The organism is Micromonospora sp. NPDC049175 (assembly GCF_043197345.1).
Classification (GTDB): domain Bacteria; phylum Actinomycetota; class Actinomycetes; order Mycobacteriales; family Micromonosporaceae; genus Micromonospora.
Window position 1 is genome coordinate 1,322,234 of the sequence record NZ_JBICSY010000001.1, and the last position, 14,802, is coordinate 1,337,035.

Sequence of the window (14,802 nt, forward strand, 5' to 3'; positions counted from 1 at the left end):
GTGAGGGGAATCATGGGGTGAAGGCTCTGCCCGGACGTGTGTGCCAATTCGAGATGGGCACGCCGCCGCCATATCTCGGAGCCTAGAACGCCGCGCCCCGGGCTCGTGGCGATACGAGCAGTCCCTCAGCGGTCCCGCCCGGGGGCGGCTACCGCGTGCTCGGCGGCTCGGCTGACCTGCTCCCAGCCCGCCCAGGTGTCCATCCGTCGGCGGGAGACGTCGAACGCCAGGTCGTACGCCATGCTTCCGAGCAGGAGCCGCAGCGGCGGGTCGTCGCTGTCGACCAGGCGCAGCAACGCCTCGGCGGCCAGCCGGGGTTCGCTGTCGACCGATCCCTGCGCCCACTGCCGTTCCAGTTCGGTGCGCAGCGGCGCGTAGACCTCCATCGGATTGGTGGCGCTCAAACTGGTGTAGAGGTCGGTCCAGTAACCGCCCGGCTGCACGATGCTGAGTGTGATGTCGAAGGCCGCCGCCTCCATTGCCAACGCCTCGCTCATGCCCTCCAGGGCGAATTTGCTCGCGCTGTACATACCGGTGCTCGGAAAACCGCCGAGCGCGGCGATGCTGGACACCTGCACGATGTGGCCGGACCGTTGGGCGCGCAACTGCGGCAGCACCGCCTGACCGACCCACAACGCGCCGAAGAGATTGACCTCGAACTGGGCTCGCGCCTGCGCCTCGGTGAACTCCTCGACCATTCCCATGGACAGGGTGCCGGCGTTGTTGACGACGATGTCGAGTCGTCCGAAGTGCTCGACGGCGGCGGCCACGGCGGCGAAGACCGCCGCCCGGTCGGTCACGTCGAGGGTCAGGGCCAGCAGCCGGTCGCCGTGCCGCTCGTCGAAGTCGTCGCGGGTGATGGTCCGGGAGGCGGCGACCACCCGGTCCCCGCGATCGAGCGCCGCGTCGGCGAAGGCGCGGCCCAGGCCGCGGCTGGCGCCGGTGATGAACCAGGTACGCATGTCGGTCTCCACTCCTCAGACGAGACGAGACGGTCCGTCTCGTTATGAAGGAGAGACTAGGCCGCGCCACCCCAGCCGTCAAGACGAGACGGTTCGTCTCGCCACTGCTATCGTGGTGCCCCATGACGCCCAACACGGCCCGCCGGAGAGAGACCTCCCGACGCGCCATCCTCACCGCGGCCTTCGACCTGCTCCAGGAGATCGGGTACGCGAAGGTCAGCATCGAGGGCATCGCCGCGCGCGCCGGCGTCGGCAAACAGACCATCTACCGCTGGTGGCCGTCCAAGGGCGCGGTCATCTTCGATGCCTTCCTCATGCTCAGCGAGGCCACCGAGGGTGGGCCGCCGACGTTGCCGGACAGCGGCGACCTGACCGCCGACCTGACAGTTGTGCTCCGCGCCACGGTCGAGGAGATGAACGACCCCCGGTACGAGCAACCGATGCGCGCTCTGGCCACCGAGATCGCGCTCGACCCCGAGCTGGCGGCGGCCTACGCCGAACGCCTGGACGGGCCGTTGAAGGAGGCCAAACGGCAGCGCCTGCGCAGCGCCCAACGGGCCGGACAACTGGCCGAGGACATCGACCTGGACGTGGCGGTGGACCTGATCTGGGGACCGTTGTTCAGCCGATGGTCCCAGCGCAGCGGACCGCTCACCGCCGAGTACGCCGACCTCGTCGTCACCACCGCCCTCAACGGACTACGCCCCCGCCGGCCCGCTTGATCCACTCGACTTCCTTGAATCCGGCCCATCCCCGGCCACTGGACACCCCGCTTTCCGTGCAGCCGAGGGGAGCGCACCCGCGCCGCTGGCGTGGCCCGTCCGGGTTCAGTCGGCGCGCCGCCTGGAGTCGAGCCATTCAGCTTCGTTCCACATGACCGGAGTTGCGCCGACCGGCTCGAATCGAATGCGCGGATCATTGCTGTGCACCAGGCAGATCAGGCGGCGACCGAGGAGGGCCGCGCGGCGAGACTGGTCAGCCACGATGTCGAGCACGCTCTGAGCCGCACGGGGGCAGCGGGCGGCGAAGCTGTCGTAACCCTGGAATACCAGCGCCAGGCCGGTGGTATCCGACGCCCAGCCGTAGCCCTGACTGACGACGTCTCGCATGCAGTCGTTCAGGGCGTCAAGGTTATGCCCGTAATAGTGGGGAAAGTCCAGCGCAGCGGCGATATCGCGGTGGAGATCGCGCTCGGTCGTCCAGTGTGCGGCGTCGATGCGGGTGACCTGGTAGCCGTGGGCGCTCAACCAGGCGGTGGTTCGATCCAGGATCGCCGTACGCCAGAACAGGGTCACCGAGGTATTGGTCAGCAGTCGGAGGTCGAGATCGTGCCCGAGCTCATCCGCGGGGTCAAAGGCCGCCATGACTCACGAGGCTAACGCCACGTTCGGGGCCACACCGACCGCGACCTCACCGCCGGGTACGCCGACCTCGTCGTCGCCATCGCCCTGAACCGGTTGTGCCCCCGCCGGTCCGGCGACCAGCCCGACGGCCCGGGCCGAGGAGCGCCTTCTCGTGCGGCCGCGCGTATGAGAAGGTCGCTTGGTGTTACGGGGACGACTCCTGACCGAGAGCCTGCGTGTCGGTGCCGACCTGCGCATCCCGTCGCTTCACGTCGTGCGGGTGGGCCGACACGACGTGTCGAGTTCCACGTCGGCAGGCCAGCCGCGGGTCTGGACCTTCCTGGATTTCGAGGCGCCCGACGACGCGGCCGATGAGCTGGCGACGGCGCTGGCCGAGATCCTGGTCGGCGACCAGGGCTGGTACGCGGACTTCGAGGTCGGCGACGATCACGTTGTCGTCTTCCCCGGCCGCGTTTTCCGCTACACAAAGGGCGACCGCGCGGGACGCGACGCCGCCGTGGCGCACGGCCGGAGCGTCGGCGTACCGGAGCACCAACTCGACTGGGGCGAGTGACCGCGGCCGACACGGTCGGTGACGGCAGCGGGGAAGCCAGGCGGGCGTTGTTGCACCGTCGCGAGGTGGTGCGGCAACATCAGGCGCCGTGACGGCACCAGGCACGGACCTCGCGAACGACACCCCGGACGGCACCAACGGAACGCCCCGGCGGAATCGGCGGGTCCGACACCTGTTGGCCGGCGCCGGAGTCACCGCCCTGGCCGCCGTACTCGGCATCACCCTCGCCGTCCGCGGCGGCGCCACCCCGGCCTGCGCCGCGCCACCGACGGGAAACACCGTCCACAAGGCGAAGGCCAGCTTCTACGACGCCGGCCGCTCGGGCGGCAACTGCTCCTTCCCGGGCCCACCCGCAAACCGGCTCTACGTGGCCGTCGGCTCGTCGACGTACTCCGGGTCCGCAGCCTGCGGCAGCTACCTGGACGTGACCGGCCCGAAGGGGACTGTCCGGGTCATGGTCATGGACCAGTGCGGCGGGTGCGGGACCGGCAAGATCGACCTCTCCGACGAGGCGTTCGCCAAGATCGCCGACCGGGCGCAGGGCATCGCGCAGGTGACGTACCGGGCGGCGGTGAACCCTCCGCTCGACGGCGGCCTCACCTTCCGGTTGAAGGGCGGCGCCTCGCGGTACTGGTTCGCGGTGCAGGTCGGCAACCACGGCAACCCGCTCCGCTCGGTCGAGGCGAAGGGACCCGGCGGCGGCTTCCGCAAGGCGGCCCGCCAGAGCGACAACTACTGGACCGTCGAGGGCGGCTTCGGCGCCGGGCCGTACAGCATCAGGGTCACCGACGTGTACGGGCGCCAGGCGACCGCCACCGCCATCCGGATGGTCACGAAGCAGGTCCAACGCAGCACGGCCGTCCTCACCGCCCCCACGTCCAAGCCCAGCAGTTCACCCTCGGCGCCGCCGTCCATCGTGCCCTCGCCGACCCCCGCCGAATCGGTCGCGCCAACGGCAACAGTCGAAGCGCTCGCCGGTGCCGCCCCGATCGACGCCCCCCGCTGCTGACCGCCCGCCCGCACCTGCCCGGGTCACGGCATCGGGCGAGCTGGGGTCCGAGAACTGGCACGTTCCCCGCCACGCTGTTTCGCCAGGGCAAGGGCCAGGGCCGTGTCCACGACGGTGAGCGACGCCATGGCAATCGCTCCCGAGCGGGCCCGACGATTACCGTCCGGGCGGTTGGCCTCGGCCGCGTAGCAACCGGTCAACACGAGATTCAAGGCGGCCCGCGCCGCCATCCACGGCCAGCGAGGACGCCCGAGCAAAACACCAGAACCGACAACGAGATCAGTCAGACCGACCGCTCCGGCCAACACGGGGCGGTCGCCCAACCCGAGGGCTGCCGCGCTGCGTCGTGGCATGGCCGTCAGCACCACACCGAAGCCAAGGGTCACTACACCGACCGCGTTCGCCAGCTTTTCCGTGCGTCGTCGGACCATGCACAAGATTAAACTCGGTGACCGAGCGGTCGACAGGCCACAACCAGCGAGGTCACGCGGCTAGGCGGTCGCCGACGTTGCCAGGTGCCTCAAGCCGGATCTCCGGCTGGCGTGCGGTTGAGGATGGTCCGCGCCAGCGCGGCGAGCTGGATCCGCAGCTCGTCGTCGGCCCGTCCGCCGAGGTCGTCCTCAAGACGGCTGGCCAGCGCGGTGACGGCCGGAAGCAGGTCGTCCATCTGACTGCCTTCGTATCCCACCACGTAGAGACCGTGTGTCCCCACCTCGGCGGTGATGCTCCGGTCGAGGATCCGCTCGGCGGTATCGGCCGCGATCAGTGCCACCGCGGTTGACAGGTCCGGCTCCGGAAGGCCCAGCTCGGCGATGACCGCCGCCAGACGCCGATCCGCGGCGTGCGCCGGCAGTGTCCGGGCGGACTCCGACGCGAGCGCCACGACGGCCTCGCCGTCGACGCCGGCCACCAGCAGGTCGCAGGCCAGCATGACCGCGTGGTGCGGGTCGACGCCGTCGAGCAGTGCTCGAGCCTGTTCGACCCGGAGCCGGTGCAGCAGTGTGTCGTCCACGAGCCGAGGCTAAGCGATCCCGCATAGCCCGACTCGGACCGTCGTTGATCGGCGTGGGCGCCGTTTCCCGCACCGGAGCTGATCCACCCGATCAGCAGAGAGGCAGCGGGCAGCAGGAGCTTTCGGCGCAGGCGACCAGGTCGTCACAACCGGCCGAGATGGCGTCGCGCAGGGTGTCGCGGATGACGGTCAGATCCGTCAGCCTCTGCTCGACCTCGACGAGCTTCTCCCTGGCACGCGCCTGGAGGCCGGTGTCGGATCGGCCCCGGTGCCGGCCGGCGTCCAGCACCTCCGCGACCTCGTCGAGGGTGAAGCCCAGGCGTTGCGCGGCCTTGATGACCCGCAGCAGGGTGACCGTCTCGGCCGGGTAGAGCCGGTGCCCGCCCGGCGACCGCTGCGGCGAGTCGAGCAGGCCCCGACGCTCGTAGTAGCGCAGCGTCTGCTGGTTGACTCCCGCCGCATCGGCCAGTTGACCGCTGCGCAGGACCGCCCCGGTCACCCCTGATCCCGCAGAGACACGGCCCGCTCGGCGAGGGCGTCGAGCACGCCGACGTGGGCCGCCGGCACCCGGACGTCCAGCCAGAGCGAGTCGGGGTCCGGCCGGGAGAGACCGAACGTGAAGAACGAGCAGCAGGACGACTCACGGGCCATCAGGTCCCGCGCCATCTCCTCGGTCCGCGTACCACCATCGAGCCACAACCGCAGATGCCGCGCCGACAGCCGGTCCAGGCCCCGCACCGCAGCGGTGCAGAACTGATCGAACTCGGCGAGCCGCAGCGGCCGTTCGGCCGTCGGGAGGGTGCAGGCCTCCGGCACCCAGGCGTCGTCCGTCGGGACGTGGGGAGCACTCATACCCTCGACGGTAAGCCTGTACCCAGGTACCAGATGCAAGCCCCAAGCACGCGGCCTCAGGCTCGACCGGACCGGCGAGGCCGTCGGGCCAGGGACAACCACCCGAGGAACCGGGCGTGCATCGCCGGCAGGTTCGGACGCAGACCCAGACCGTGTACGTCGTCGATCGCCTCGTGCATCGACGCGGCCAGGTAGAACGCCAGGGCGATCGAATGACCGTAGAACTCGGCCGCGAGGTCGAGCTGTGCCGGGCCACACGGCCAGGGCGCGGCGCAGTTGCGGCACAGCCACGCCGGGCGCATCGGCAGGTGTGGGCGAGGACGGGGGGTCATCCGACCCGCACCGGACCTCTGCGGACGGGCCGGCGCCTGGTGGGCGTGGTCGGCGCGGCGGGCTGGGCCTGGAACCGTACGCCCCCACGCCGCACGTACAACTCTCGCCGCGCCACCGCGTCGCCGGCGACGTTCAGCTCGTAGGCCTCGATCCACACCCAGCCGTCGTACGTGTGCCGCTCGGGCAACTCACGGATGACACGCACGAAGATCGGGCGCAGGAACTGCACGCTCGCGGCCGTGGTCAGGAGGACCACGTCGCCGGCCTTCATCGTCGCGATCACCACAACCCCCAGGGGTACGCGAAAACGCGGCTCACACCCGAACGTTGGACGTGGGGACTCACCGACTCGGGCGGCCGGGAGCCGCAGGTGGCGCTTGTCGCGGCCGGGTTCGCGCGCTTTGGCATCTCGGGCCTTGGCATCTCGGGCTCGGGTATCTCGGGCTCGGGTATCTCGGGCACGTTGTCGGGCACGGTCTCCCCCTGGTGTCTGTTGGGAAGGGGCCGCTCCCGTGAGTGCTCGCCCGCCGGCAGCGGCCCCGCTACGAACGCGACCACCGGGCCTCGTGATCCCCCGGCCGCGCCGCCTGGTGACACTCTGCTGTGGAGACGACTACGCTCGATAGGTACGCCCGGCGTCCGGGCTGACCTGGCAGAACAGGCCCGAAGCATGAGGAATCTCGGAAAGCCGATCTCCGATTTGAGGAGCGTTGCATGGCTGATGTGCCAAGTCCCCTAGCGGACTTCATCGTGAGTGAGATCCGCCGCGCTCGTGGAGCGTCCGGGATGACGCAAGAGGCGTTCGGCCGGGCAGCGGGCTTCAGCGCGTCGCATGTCAGCGCCGTGGAGAGCAGCACCCGGGCGCTGACGATCGACTTCATCCGGGGAGCGGACCGCGCCTTCAGCAACGGCGGGCTGTTCGGACGATTGGTGGTGAAACTCGGCGCACCATCGTGGTTCCTGCCGTGGCTGGACGCCGAGCGCGGCGCGCGACAACTTCGCCTCTTCGAGCCACTACTGATTCCGGGGCTACTCCAGACCGAGAACTACGCCCGCGTGGTGATGCGCTTGAACGACCTCATGTCAGCCACCGAGGTAGACCAGCAGGTAAGCGCTCGCATGAGCCGACACAAGATCCTGACCGGCGACACACCGCCGCAGGTGGTAGCCGTGCTGGACGAATCCACGCTTCGTCGCGCCGGCGAGGAGCACGCCGGCATCATGGCGGAGCAGGTCGCGCACCTCATCACCGTCGCCGAGTTACCGCACGTTCACGTGCACGTGATCCCGGCGGGAGCCGGCCTCCACATCGGGCTGTCCGGCCCGTTCGCGCTGGCGCGGGCCAACGACGGAACCTGGGTCGGGCACCTCGAAAATCAGCTCGGCGGGATCGTGGTCGACAGCGAAGATGGGCTACATACTCTTCAGACGAGGTGGGAGAACGTGCGAAACGAAGCGCTCCCGCGCCGACAGTCCAACGAGCTGATGAAGGAAGTGCACAACGATCATGGACCTCACTAACGCCACCTGGCGCAAGTCCCGGCGCAGCGGATCGTCGGGGGGCAACTGCGTCGAAGTCGCCGACAACCTGCCCGGCGTCGTCGGCGTTCGGGACAGCAAGGACCCTGCCGGCCCGACACTGACCTTCGGTGCGGCGTCCTGGCGGGCGTTCGTCGACCAGGTCGCCGAGCGGCGGTAGGGCGCGTCCGACCAGCGCAGACGTTCTCGTCGCAACTCGGTGCAAGACTGCCGGGGTGACCGAACGCCTCGCGCCTGTCCTCCGGACCACTGACGCCAACGCTGCGGCGGCCTGGTACTCCCGCCTTGGTTTCGTGCGGCAGTGGGAGCATCGGTTCGCCCCTGACCTGCCGCTGTACGTGAGCATCGCCCGCGGCGGTGTGGAGATCCATCTGTCGGAGCACACCGGGGACGCGCGGCCGGACACCCTGCTGTATCTGTACGTCGACGACATCGATGCCGCGGCGGCCGCCTGCGGTGTGGGCGCGGTCGGACAGCAGGACTGGGGACGCGAGTTCGAGGTGGTCGACCCGGACGGCAACCGGCTCCGCGTCGGGGCAACCCACCGGTGAGCCCATAGGGCCTTCCCTGCGTTGCCGTAGGGATTGCTGATGTGCGAGGGGATGCGTTCGTCTAGGTCGGGCGCGACGTGCAGGTAGTTGTCCAGCCCATGCCGTTACCGGTTGGCTGTTGTCAGGAGCGACTGCTGGCCTCGGCCATGGCGGCTCGCATGTCGGCTGTGTGTTCGTCGGCGAGGTCGGATCGGCCGTGATATTGCGCCGGTGTGTTGTGGAACAACGCGACACGCCACGTTCCGTTCTGCTGCACCGCGACCAGCGACTGCACTGCGTTCACCGCCGGGTTCACATCTGTCTGGCCCGGCGGGACCATTCCGACCCGTGCTCTCAGCAGCGCGACCGCCGGACCGAGTGGACGCACCTCCTGCACTCTCCACACGTAGGAGGCGGTCGGGTGGTCCGTGAAGATCGGCGCCAGGTGCCCCTCCAACTCCGACGCGCTGACTTGGCTGCCGTCGAAACCGACGAGCGAGGCGTCGTCAGCGAACAATGCGGCGTACCGGCGCGCGTCGCGGTCGTTCCAGGCGGTCAGCAGCTCCTCGTAGAGCCGCTCTATGGCGGCGGTCTCCTCAGCCATGGCTCTCATCCTGCCACGCGGGGTAACGGCGGGCTGGTCAGTGCCATACCCGCTGTGGATAACATCGCTTGTGCCAGATCTTCACGTACTTCGGGTGTTCTGCGGACCCGGCGGTCAGTACGGAAACCAGCTTGGCGTTGTTCTTGACGGTCATGGCGTGGCCGCCGGGCGGGACCGTCACGAGGTGGCCGCGCGGTTGGGCTTCAGCGAAACCGTCTTCGTCGACGACGTCGACACCGGGGTCGTCGACATCCACACACCCAGCGTGCGGCTGCCGTTCGCCGGGCACCCCCTCGTGGGCACGTCCTGGTTGCTGAGTCGGCTTCACGCCAGGCCGGCACTCCTGCACCCGCCGGCGGGTCCGGTGCCAACCTGGCAGGACGGCGAGTTCACCTGGATCAGGGGTCGCGCGCAGTGGGCACCCGACAGGCGCATGCAGCAGTACGCCTCAGCCGAGGAGGTCGACGCGCTACCGGCTCCGCCGCCCGGTGACGGGTGGCTGTACGCGTGGGCGTGGCAGGACCGCACCGCAGGTCGGGTGCGTACCAGGGGATTTCCCCGTCGGGGCGACGGCATCGTCGAAGACGAGGCGACCGGAGCGTCCGCGATCGTGCTCACCGCCGAGCTGCGCCGCGCGCTGGACATCACGCAGGGCAAGGGGTCGCAGATCCTGACCCGGCCAGGCCCGGACGACACCGTCGACGTGGGCGGCCGGGTGGTCCTCGACGAGATCCGCTCGCTCTGAACGAGCTACCGCGGAAGCGCCCACGCCAGGCGCGCGGCCCGGCGAGCCTCAGCCGGTGAACGTGAAGATTCTGCCGCTCGACGGCGCCTGCCGCGGTTGTCCGTGGAACCGATGAACGCCGACAGAGAACAGCACGTCGGACGGCGCGTCGAAGGCCTCCTCGGCGAAGCCGGCGGCGGCGAACCAGCCCCGTACCGCCGGGGTGAGATCCGGATCCCGGCGGGTCCTGGTCCAGATCACTGTGGCGTCGGATGCGCACAGCCGAGGCAACGCGTCGACTGTTGCCCGCACGTCCTGCTCGCTGATGTTGCCCAACACCCCGGCGAGAACGACCAGATCGGCAGGGACGACCATCCGGTACGCGGCGAAGTCGCCCGCATCGGCTTGGGTGACGGTGAACCCGGTGAGCTTGGCGGCGGCGATGCCCGCCCGGGCGGCGGCCACGTTGCGGGGGTCGTACTCGATCAGTTCCGCGCGTACCCGATCAGCATCCGGGCGCGACGCAAGGGCGCCGATGAGGTCCCGCCCCTGTCCCGCGCACACGCTGACGACGCGCAGCGAGGAGTCCGACCGTCGGTCCAGCCACTCGTTGATGTGCTGCTGGACGAGCCGAAGCCTGCGCGACAGCGGCGACGTGTCGTCGTCGTACGGCAGATGCCAGTCGTGCCAGTCGGTAGCCGCGGTCACCCAAGCCATGCTGTCACCCGGTCGGCGGCCACCGGTGCGGCGGCGCGCGGAAGATGACGAGGGGGCGCATTTCCATGCTGGGCAAGGTTCTCTGTCGCGTCCCCCAAACGCGTGGAGGAGCCGGTTGACTGACTGGGTGACGATCGGGACGGATGCCAGTGTGGATGCTGCCGTGACACGGAGGATCGAAGGTTGACTGACGTAGATGGGTTCTCGTTGCGTGGCGGCATCCGCGTGCTTCCCACGGTCGGGGGTGGTGTTCGGGCGGACTCGGGCTGGCCGATGGCGAGGCTGCGGGCAGACTCGCACTCCATCACGCTGCGGGAGATCTGGGCCGGCACTCTGGTGATCACCGCCGACAAGCTGATGGCGATTCGACGATGGCGCAGCGCCGGGTTGGAGTTCGAGGTTGCCGATCATGATGAGCTGTGGATGTTTCGAACACTCAATGTCGATCGACTGATCAACCGCCTTGCGGCACTCGGATGGACCGTCGAACGGTGACTGCCTCTCCTGCCGAGATGGGATCACAACGGGAGTTCTCGGCAGCCCATGCGTTGACGGGGCACCCGGCCACGGCAAAGATCAGCGCATGACCACCGAAGACCCTCCGGCGTCTGCCGCGAGTGAGCCGCAACCGCCTCGCGAGATGCCGCTCCGCACGATGTGGCTCTTCGGCGCGTTCGGGGCGGTGGCCGCCATCGCCGCCGTGGTGATCGCTCCGACGAACCCCGTCGGCTGGATCATGCTTGCCGCGCTCGGCGGGCTCGCCTGGCTGACACGCGTCGAACTGCGACGGCGCGACGCGGCACGACCCTCAGACGACCGGCCGTAGCGGCGGCCCGCCTCGGCGTGCCCGACGCAGCGGTCAAACGGGGCCGACGATCCGGCTCGCCTGAGGTCACGCCGGCGACAGCCCGCAGCGCACTCGACCAGGTCGCCCGCCGAGCGGCCGCAGCCAGCCACCAGCTAGGCGCCGCGAGCCTCGCCGGTGTCAGGCAGATCGAGGTACGCCAGCAGCCGCAAGAGCCCACTCAGGTGGCCGATGTCGTGCCACAGCGATACGACGTCCTCCGGATCTCGCTGAAGGAGACCGGACAACTCCGCGAGATCGTCGCTGCTCTGCCCACAGTCGATCGCCAGTTCCGGCTGCGCGGCCATCGTGTATGCCGCGCGAAGATCGACGTTCCAGTAGTAGTCGACGTGGAGCTGTGACAGCTGGATCTCCGGGCCGTACCGGCTCTCCGCCGCGTCCAACAGCATCGCGCACGCTCGGCGCAAGTCCGCGATCCTCAGCACCTCGTCCGCACCGGTCACGCCTCATGATCCCCCGGGCGGTGTGACCTGACCAGTCGATTCAAGATCGACAGGACAATCCTGGAGTCTCGGCGTAGGGCACACCTGCACGGACGGCCCGGCCGGGGAGCCCGCCCTCGCGCGGCTGGAGCCAGCCGAGCGGCAGATCGGTGACGCGACGGGGCACCGTCGCGGCGACAGGTGTCTTGGAACCCGACGGGCCGTCCCCAGTGCCGCACTGGCCCTGACTGACGTCCCGCTTCGTGTCTGCGTCGAGCGGGCCCGCATCATCGCGCGGACCAGCGGCGGATCTGTTGCGCCGGCTTATTTCGACGGCGATCCGGTGAGCGCCGTCTTGTCGCACCTGCGGAACCAGCTAACCCACCTGTTGTCCCGATTGCCGTCGTAGACGACGAGCGCCGCCTCTTCCTCGTCACGATCGACCCCGAGCTGCATGACGTCCGAGGACTCCTTGCCGTCGAGCCTGCGGTAATCGAGGTCCAGGAACGGCCAGCCTTCCGTCGTGACCCGGAAACTCCATCTGCCCGATCCGGAGGTCGGCGCGACGCCGTCGAACTCCGTCCGGATGCGGTACCCCTCGACGTAGTTCGGATCACCCATCAGCTCGTCCAGATGAGTCTTCGAGAGCCCGGTTATCACGAAGGTGTCATCGGCCTTGAGGGTGAGGATCTCCCGCTCCGAGCCGCACCACACGCCAGGCATGTCGTGTTTCTCAGGCAGCGGTGCGGGTGGCGAGGCGCAGCCCGCGGTGACCACGGCCACGACCGCCAGCGTTGTCGACCAACGCCGAGCAGGAACCAGGTTCGGCGGCCCACCAAGTCCAGCGGAACCGAGTCCCATGAGTCCTCCTTGCCCAGCGCAACCGAACCACCGTAGCGGGCGTGGTCGCCGCAGGTACCGCCGGCAGGGCGGGGTCATGCGCCCGCCGAAACCGAGCGCGACCACTGCCGGCGCGCTCACCCGTGATTATGGAGCGGCTGCCTGCCACGCCGCCGTCACACACAGCTCGTCGACAGTCCAACGGCCGGCGCGTTCGCCGTCGCGTAGGAGCCGCCGTACCCGGGGCAGATCCGCTTCCGGTGGAACATCGAGGACGACAAGCCCGAACATGCCCGCCCCACTCACCTGCAGCGGGGCGAAGTCAGCCAGGACACCCTCCTCGAAGCGTTCAAGATCGTTTTCGTCAGGGGCCCAGATGCGGATCGCGCAGTAACCCGATGCCGTGACCTTTTCCTTGACCCACCACTGGCCCTCGTGGTCGCGCTCAACCCGAAAGACGTCGTGCATCGCGGCGTCGAACGCGGCCCACGGCGCACTCGGCAGCCGTACCCGATCCGGCGCCACCAGTATCGCGCCCATCCCCATGCTCGTCGCATTGCTGCCCGGCGGCATGAGAAACCACACCTGCACACACTCGTCCGGCAGTTCGGGCATCACGTTCCTCCTCTCTGGACGATCCGCGTGATGCCGTCGGACACCCCGAGCACGCGGGGGTCAACCGTCGCGAGGACCAGGACACCGGGCGAACTAAATAATCATGGACGCTGCGCGCCTGCGACGATCGCAGCGTGACCAGTCATGACGGTGAGCCCTGTCCCGAGTGCGGGCACGCGCCGCAGGCGCACCCGAGGCCGGACTATCGCAACCTCTCTATCTGCGCGGCCTGCATCTGGGAGGAGGACGAGGGGCTCCGTGATGTCGAGGCCATGTGCAGCAGGGCCTTCCCAGCGGTGCGGGCGGGTGACTAACCGGGCGACGACAGGTGCGGGCAACGGCGGGGCCCGCTCGGCCAGCACAAGGTGCGGGTAGCCCCGCAGCGTGACGCAGCGTCGGCGTGACTGAGGTTCAGCTCAAGCGACGACAGCGACCAGCCCGGGCAAGATCATTACCGAGCCGTCTCCCTCCGGAGTTCACTCAGCCACTCGTTGCCGAGCCTGTGGCCGTTGGGGAACTGGTCATCGAGATTCCAGCGCCACGTGGTGATCATCGCCAGCATGAGAGTCCGGCAATCTCGAAGTAGATGGTGATCGACTCCCGGGTAGTGGTCTTCGACCTCGTTGCGTGCGTGGGCCAGGTCGAACTCGATCGGCCCTCGGCAGCACGTCTCGAAGTCGATGAAGAGCGGGCCGCCCTGGGTCGAGAGCAGATTGCCCGGATGAGGTTCGCCGTGCAGGTCCTGACATGCCGTTGAGCGGACGGCTTGGCGGAGAAGCACTAGCTCGGTTCGGCTGCGCCGTACCTCACCGGACCGAGCTCGGCGGGCAGGTTGCGCGCGGCCAATGACACGGCCTCCTCCGCTGTAGCGGTCTCGCCGAGTTCCTGTCCCATGTAGCCCATCGTGACGATGTAGTCCCTGCCTCGCCTGGCATGCAAGCACACCAGGACGCCGCGGGAGAGGCTGGGCCGGGTGCTGGTGGAGAACCGCAAAGACCAATGGCTGGTGAAGGGGTAGAGCTGCCGTAGCGTGGGCTCGGCGTACGCGGCCTCGATGAGCGCGTGGTACTCGGGCCAGTTCACCTCCGCTGCCTCCGTACGCAGGTGCCGCCACTCCGATTCGACCAGCCCTGCCGGATCGCGGTCGGGCACCTCGAACCGTCCAGTCAGTTTCACGAACGACGCAGCCTGGGGGATCTCGGTCAGGGGCGCTCCGTCATGCCACGCCTGCGCGGCTCGCGCCACCTGAGCGAGATCCACCGTGTCTCCTTCGATCAAGGCCAGACCTTGGTCGCGCTCGCAGCCGCGAATAAACCACCGTCGCTCTACGTGGCTGGCGGACACCTCCAACGCCTCACGATGCGGGACGGTGGTCGGAACGACAGCGCCATGCAATGAACTGGACGCCGTAACCGGCACGGGGATGGACAGCCCTTGCCGGACGGCGACGGCTCGCAACGCCGCCGCAAGGCTGCCCTCGGCAGCAACCTCCGGATAGAGAACAACAGGATCGGGGTAGGTCGGCACGGCTCACGATTCTGCCTCACCACCCTGCCAGGACAGCCGCGAGACGGCCGGGATCGAGTCGACTCGAAGCACCCGCTCTTGCCGCGATCAGCGCGCTGGTGTCGCAGATCAACTGGCGGACGAGTGTTGCGCATCAGTCGACGGAGGACATCACGTATCGGTCTCTGCTGCCGAATTTCTCTGTTCTGGATCAAGGCACCGCGCTCCGCGCGGTGCGGGGCGGGGCGGCAAGCCCGGCCGGCGGCAAGCCCGGCCGGCGGCAAGCCCGGCCGGCGGCAAGCCCGGCCGGCGGCAAGCCCGGCCGGCGGCAAGCCCGGCCGGCGGCAAGCCCGGC

The 14,802-nt window shown here is 69.1% G+C and carries 24 protein-coding genes; 10 read left to right on the top strand and 14 right to left on the bottom strand.

All coding sequences use genetic code 11. The annotated features are described in order from the left end of the window. Nucleotides 1-125: 125 nt before the first annotated feature. The gene (locus tag ACGFH8_RS05575) at nucleotides 126-962 is read right to left on the bottom strand and encodes an SDR family oxidoreductase (RefSeq protein ID WP_393363768.1); all 837 of its coding nucleotides are present in this window, start codon (nucleotides 960-962) and stop codon (nucleotides 126-128) included. 122 nt (nucleotides 963-1,084) lie between these two features. Between ACGFH8_RS05575 and ACGFH8_RS05580 the strand changes: the two genes are divergently transcribed. Then, nucleotides 1,085-1,684, top strand: coding sequence for a TetR/AcrR family transcriptional regulator (locus ACGFH8_RS05580; RefSeq protein ID WP_393363771.1), 600 nt, complete (start codon nucleotides 1,085-1,087; stop codon nucleotides 1,682-1,684). A 105-nt stretch (nucleotides 1,685-1,789) separates the two neighbouring features. Here ACGFH8_RS05580 and ACGFH8_RS05585 read toward each other — a convergent pair whose 3' ends face one another. Then, the gene (locus ACGFH8_RS05585; RefSeq protein ID WP_393363773.1) at nucleotides 1,790-2,326 is read right to left on the bottom strand and encodes a barstar family protein; all 537 of its coding nucleotides are present in this window, start codon (nucleotides 2,324-2,326) and stop codon (nucleotides 1,790-1,792) included. Nucleotides 2,327-2,507: 181 nt separating this feature from the next. Between ACGFH8_RS05585 and ACGFH8_RS05590 the strand changes: the two genes are divergently transcribed. Then, a complete protein-coding gene (locus tag ACGFH8_RS05590; RefSeq protein WP_393363776.1) occupies nucleotides 2,508-2,879 on the top strand; it encodes a hypothetical protein in 372 nt (123 codons plus the stop codon). Between the two features lie 88 nt (nucleotides 2,880-2,967). Next, nucleotides 2,968-3,888, top strand: coding sequence for an expansin EXLX1 family cellulose-binding protein (locus ACGFH8_RS05595; RefSeq protein ID WP_393363779.1), 921 nt, complete (start codon nucleotides 2,968-2,970; stop codon nucleotides 3,886-3,888). 23 nt (nucleotides 3,889-3,911) lie between these two features. Here ACGFH8_RS05595 and ACGFH8_RS05600 read toward each other — a convergent pair whose 3' ends face one another. From ACGFH8_RS05600 to ACGFH8_RS05625, 6 genes are all read right to left on the bottom strand, one after another. Further along, nucleotides 3,912-4,319 carry a hypothetical protein gene (locus ACGFH8_RS05600; RefSeq protein WP_393363782.1) on the bottom strand — a complete coding sequence of 136 codons (408 nt, stop codon included), beginning with the start codon at nucleotides 4,317-4,319 and terminating at the stop codon, nucleotides 3,912-3,914. Nucleotides 4,320-4,408: 89 nt separating this feature from the next. Continuing rightward, complete coding sequence (locus ACGFH8_RS05605) at nucleotides 4,409-4,900, bottom strand: hypothetical protein (RefSeq protein WP_393363785.1); 492 nt, start codon at nucleotides 4,898-4,900, stop codon at nucleotides 4,409-4,411. A 91-nt stretch (nucleotides 4,901-4,991) separates the two neighbouring features. Further along, nucleotides 4,992-5,399: a MerR family transcriptional regulator gene (locus ACGFH8_RS05610; protein ID WP_393363788.1), complete on the bottom strand. Its 408-nt coding sequence runs from the start codon at nucleotides 5,397-5,399 to the stop codon at nucleotides 4,992-4,994. Then, complete coding sequence (locus ACGFH8_RS05615) at nucleotides 5,396-5,752, bottom strand: hypothetical protein (protein WP_393363791.1); 357 nt, start codon at nucleotides 5,750-5,752, stop codon at nucleotides 5,396-5,398. The genes ACGFH8_RS05610 and ACGFH8_RS05615 overlap by 4 nt, the downstream gene beginning before the upstream one ends. Before the next feature lie 56 nt (nucleotides 5,753-5,808). Beyond that, entirely contained in the window at nucleotides 5,809-6,084 is a 276-nt protein-coding gene (locus ACGFH8_RS05620) for a hypothetical protein (RefSeq protein WP_393363794.1), read from the bottom strand. Further along, the gene (locus ACGFH8_RS05625) at nucleotides 6,081-6,356 is read right to left on the bottom strand and encodes a hypothetical protein (RefSeq protein WP_393364539.1); all 276 of its coding nucleotides are present in this window, start codon (nucleotides 6,354-6,356) and stop codon (nucleotides 6,081-6,083) included. Before ACGFH8_RS05625 ends, ACGFH8_RS05620 begins: the two co-directional genes overlap by 4 nt. Before the next feature lie 443 nt (nucleotides 6,357-6,799). On the opposite strand from ACGFH8_RS05625, the gene ACGFH8_RS05630 reads away from it, so the two are divergent. Genes ACGFH8_RS05630 through ACGFH8_RS05640 form a run of 3 tightly spaced genes read left to right on the top strand, consistent with a single transcriptional unit; the run spans nucleotide 6,800 to nucleotide 8,175 of the window. Continuing rightward, a complete protein-coding gene (locus tag ACGFH8_RS05630) occupies nucleotides 6,800-7,606 on the top strand; it encodes a helix-turn-helix transcriptional regulator (protein WP_393363796.1) in 807 nt (268 codons plus the stop codon). Next, on the top strand, nucleotides 7,593-7,784 hold the full coding sequence (locus ACGFH8_RS05635; RefSeq protein ID WP_393363799.1) for a DUF397 domain-containing protein: 192 nt from the start codon (nucleotides 7,593-7,595) through the stop codon (nucleotides 7,782-7,784). Before ACGFH8_RS05630 ends, ACGFH8_RS05635 begins: the two co-directional genes overlap by 14 nt. Nucleotides 7,785-7,839: 55 nt before the next feature. Further along, nucleotides 7,840-8,175: a glyoxalase superfamily protein gene (locus tag ACGFH8_RS05640; RefSeq protein WP_393363802.1), complete on the top strand. Its 336-nt coding sequence runs from the start codon at nucleotides 7,840-7,842 to the stop codon at nucleotides 8,173-8,175. A 121-nt stretch (nucleotides 8,176-8,296) separates the two neighbouring features. Here ACGFH8_RS05640 and ACGFH8_RS05645 read toward each other — a convergent pair whose 3' ends face one another. After that, nucleotides 8,297-8,758 carry an SgcJ/EcaC family oxidoreductase gene (locus ACGFH8_RS05645; protein ID WP_393363805.1) on the bottom strand — a complete coding sequence of 154 codons (462 nt, stop codon included), beginning with the start codon at nucleotides 8,756-8,758 and terminating at the stop codon, nucleotides 8,297-8,299. Here ACGFH8_RS05645 and ACGFH8_RS05650 point away from each other — a divergent pair. After that, nucleotides 8,757-9,503, top strand: coding sequence for a PhzF family phenazine biosynthesis protein (locus ACGFH8_RS05650; protein WP_393363808.1), 747 nt, complete (start codon nucleotides 8,757-8,759; stop codon nucleotides 9,501-9,503). The genes ACGFH8_RS05645 and ACGFH8_RS05650 overlap by 2 nt on opposite strands. A gap of 48 nt (nucleotides 9,504-9,551) precedes the next feature. Here the strand turns inward: ACGFH8_RS05650 and ACGFH8_RS05655 are convergent, their stop codons facing one another. Continuing rightward, nucleotides 9,552-10,190, bottom strand: a complete 639-nt coding sequence (locus tag ACGFH8_RS05655) for a class I SAM-dependent methyltransferase family protein (RefSeq protein WP_393363811.1) — start codon at nucleotides 10,188-10,190, stop codon at nucleotides 9,552-9,554. A gap of 282 nt (nucleotides 10,191-10,472) precedes the next feature. Here ACGFH8_RS05655 and ACGFH8_RS05660 point away from each other — a divergent pair, with 282 nt between their 5' ends. Together ACGFH8_RS05660 and ACGFH8_RS05665 are read left to right on the top strand one after the other, a co-directional pair. Then, nucleotides 10,473-10,694, top strand: a complete 222-nt coding sequence (locus ACGFH8_RS05660; RefSeq protein ID WP_393363813.1) for a hypothetical protein — start codon at nucleotides 10,473-10,475, stop codon at nucleotides 10,692-10,694. Nucleotides 10,695-10,782: 88 nt separating this feature from the next. Further along, nucleotides 10,783-11,025 carry a hypothetical protein gene (locus tag ACGFH8_RS05665; RefSeq protein WP_393363816.1) on the top strand — a complete coding sequence of 81 codons (243 nt, stop codon included), beginning with the start codon at nucleotides 10,783-10,785 and terminating at the stop codon, nucleotides 11,023-11,025. 134 nt (nucleotides 11,026-11,159) lie between these two features. Here the strand turns inward: ACGFH8_RS05665 and ACGFH8_RS05670 are convergent, their stop codons facing one another. From ACGFH8_RS05670 to ACGFH8_RS05685, 4 genes are all read right to left on the bottom strand, one after another. Continuing rightward, nucleotides 11,160-11,507, bottom strand: coding sequence for a hypothetical protein (locus tag ACGFH8_RS05670; protein ID WP_393363819.1), 348 nt, complete (start codon nucleotides 11,505-11,507; stop codon nucleotides 11,160-11,162). A gap of 303 nt (nucleotides 11,508-11,810) precedes the next feature. Beyond that, complete coding sequence (locus ACGFH8_RS05675) at nucleotides 11,811-12,269, bottom strand: hypothetical protein (RefSeq protein WP_393363822.1); 459 nt, start codon at nucleotides 12,267-12,269, stop codon at nucleotides 11,811-11,813. A 204-nt stretch (nucleotides 12,270-12,473) separates the two neighbouring features. Continuing rightward, nucleotides 12,474-12,941: a DUF4265 domain-containing protein gene (locus tag ACGFH8_RS05680; protein ID WP_393363825.1), complete on the bottom strand. Its 468-nt coding sequence runs from the start codon at nucleotides 12,939-12,941 to the stop codon at nucleotides 12,474-12,476. Between the two features lie 780 nt (nucleotides 12,942-13,721). Further along, nucleotides 13,722-14,468, bottom strand: coding sequence for a DUF6193 family natural product biosynthesis protein (locus ACGFH8_RS05685; RefSeq protein WP_393363828.1), 747 nt, complete (start codon nucleotides 14,466-14,468; stop codon nucleotides 13,722-13,724). Nucleotides 14,469-14,566: 98 nt separating this feature from the next. Between ACGFH8_RS05685 and ACGFH8_RS05690 the strand changes: the two genes are divergently transcribed. Continuing rightward, nucleotides 14,567-14,802, top strand: a 236-nt coding sequence (locus ACGFH8_RS05690; protein ID WP_393363831.1) for a hypothetical protein, incomplete at its 3' end; no start/stop codon positions are given.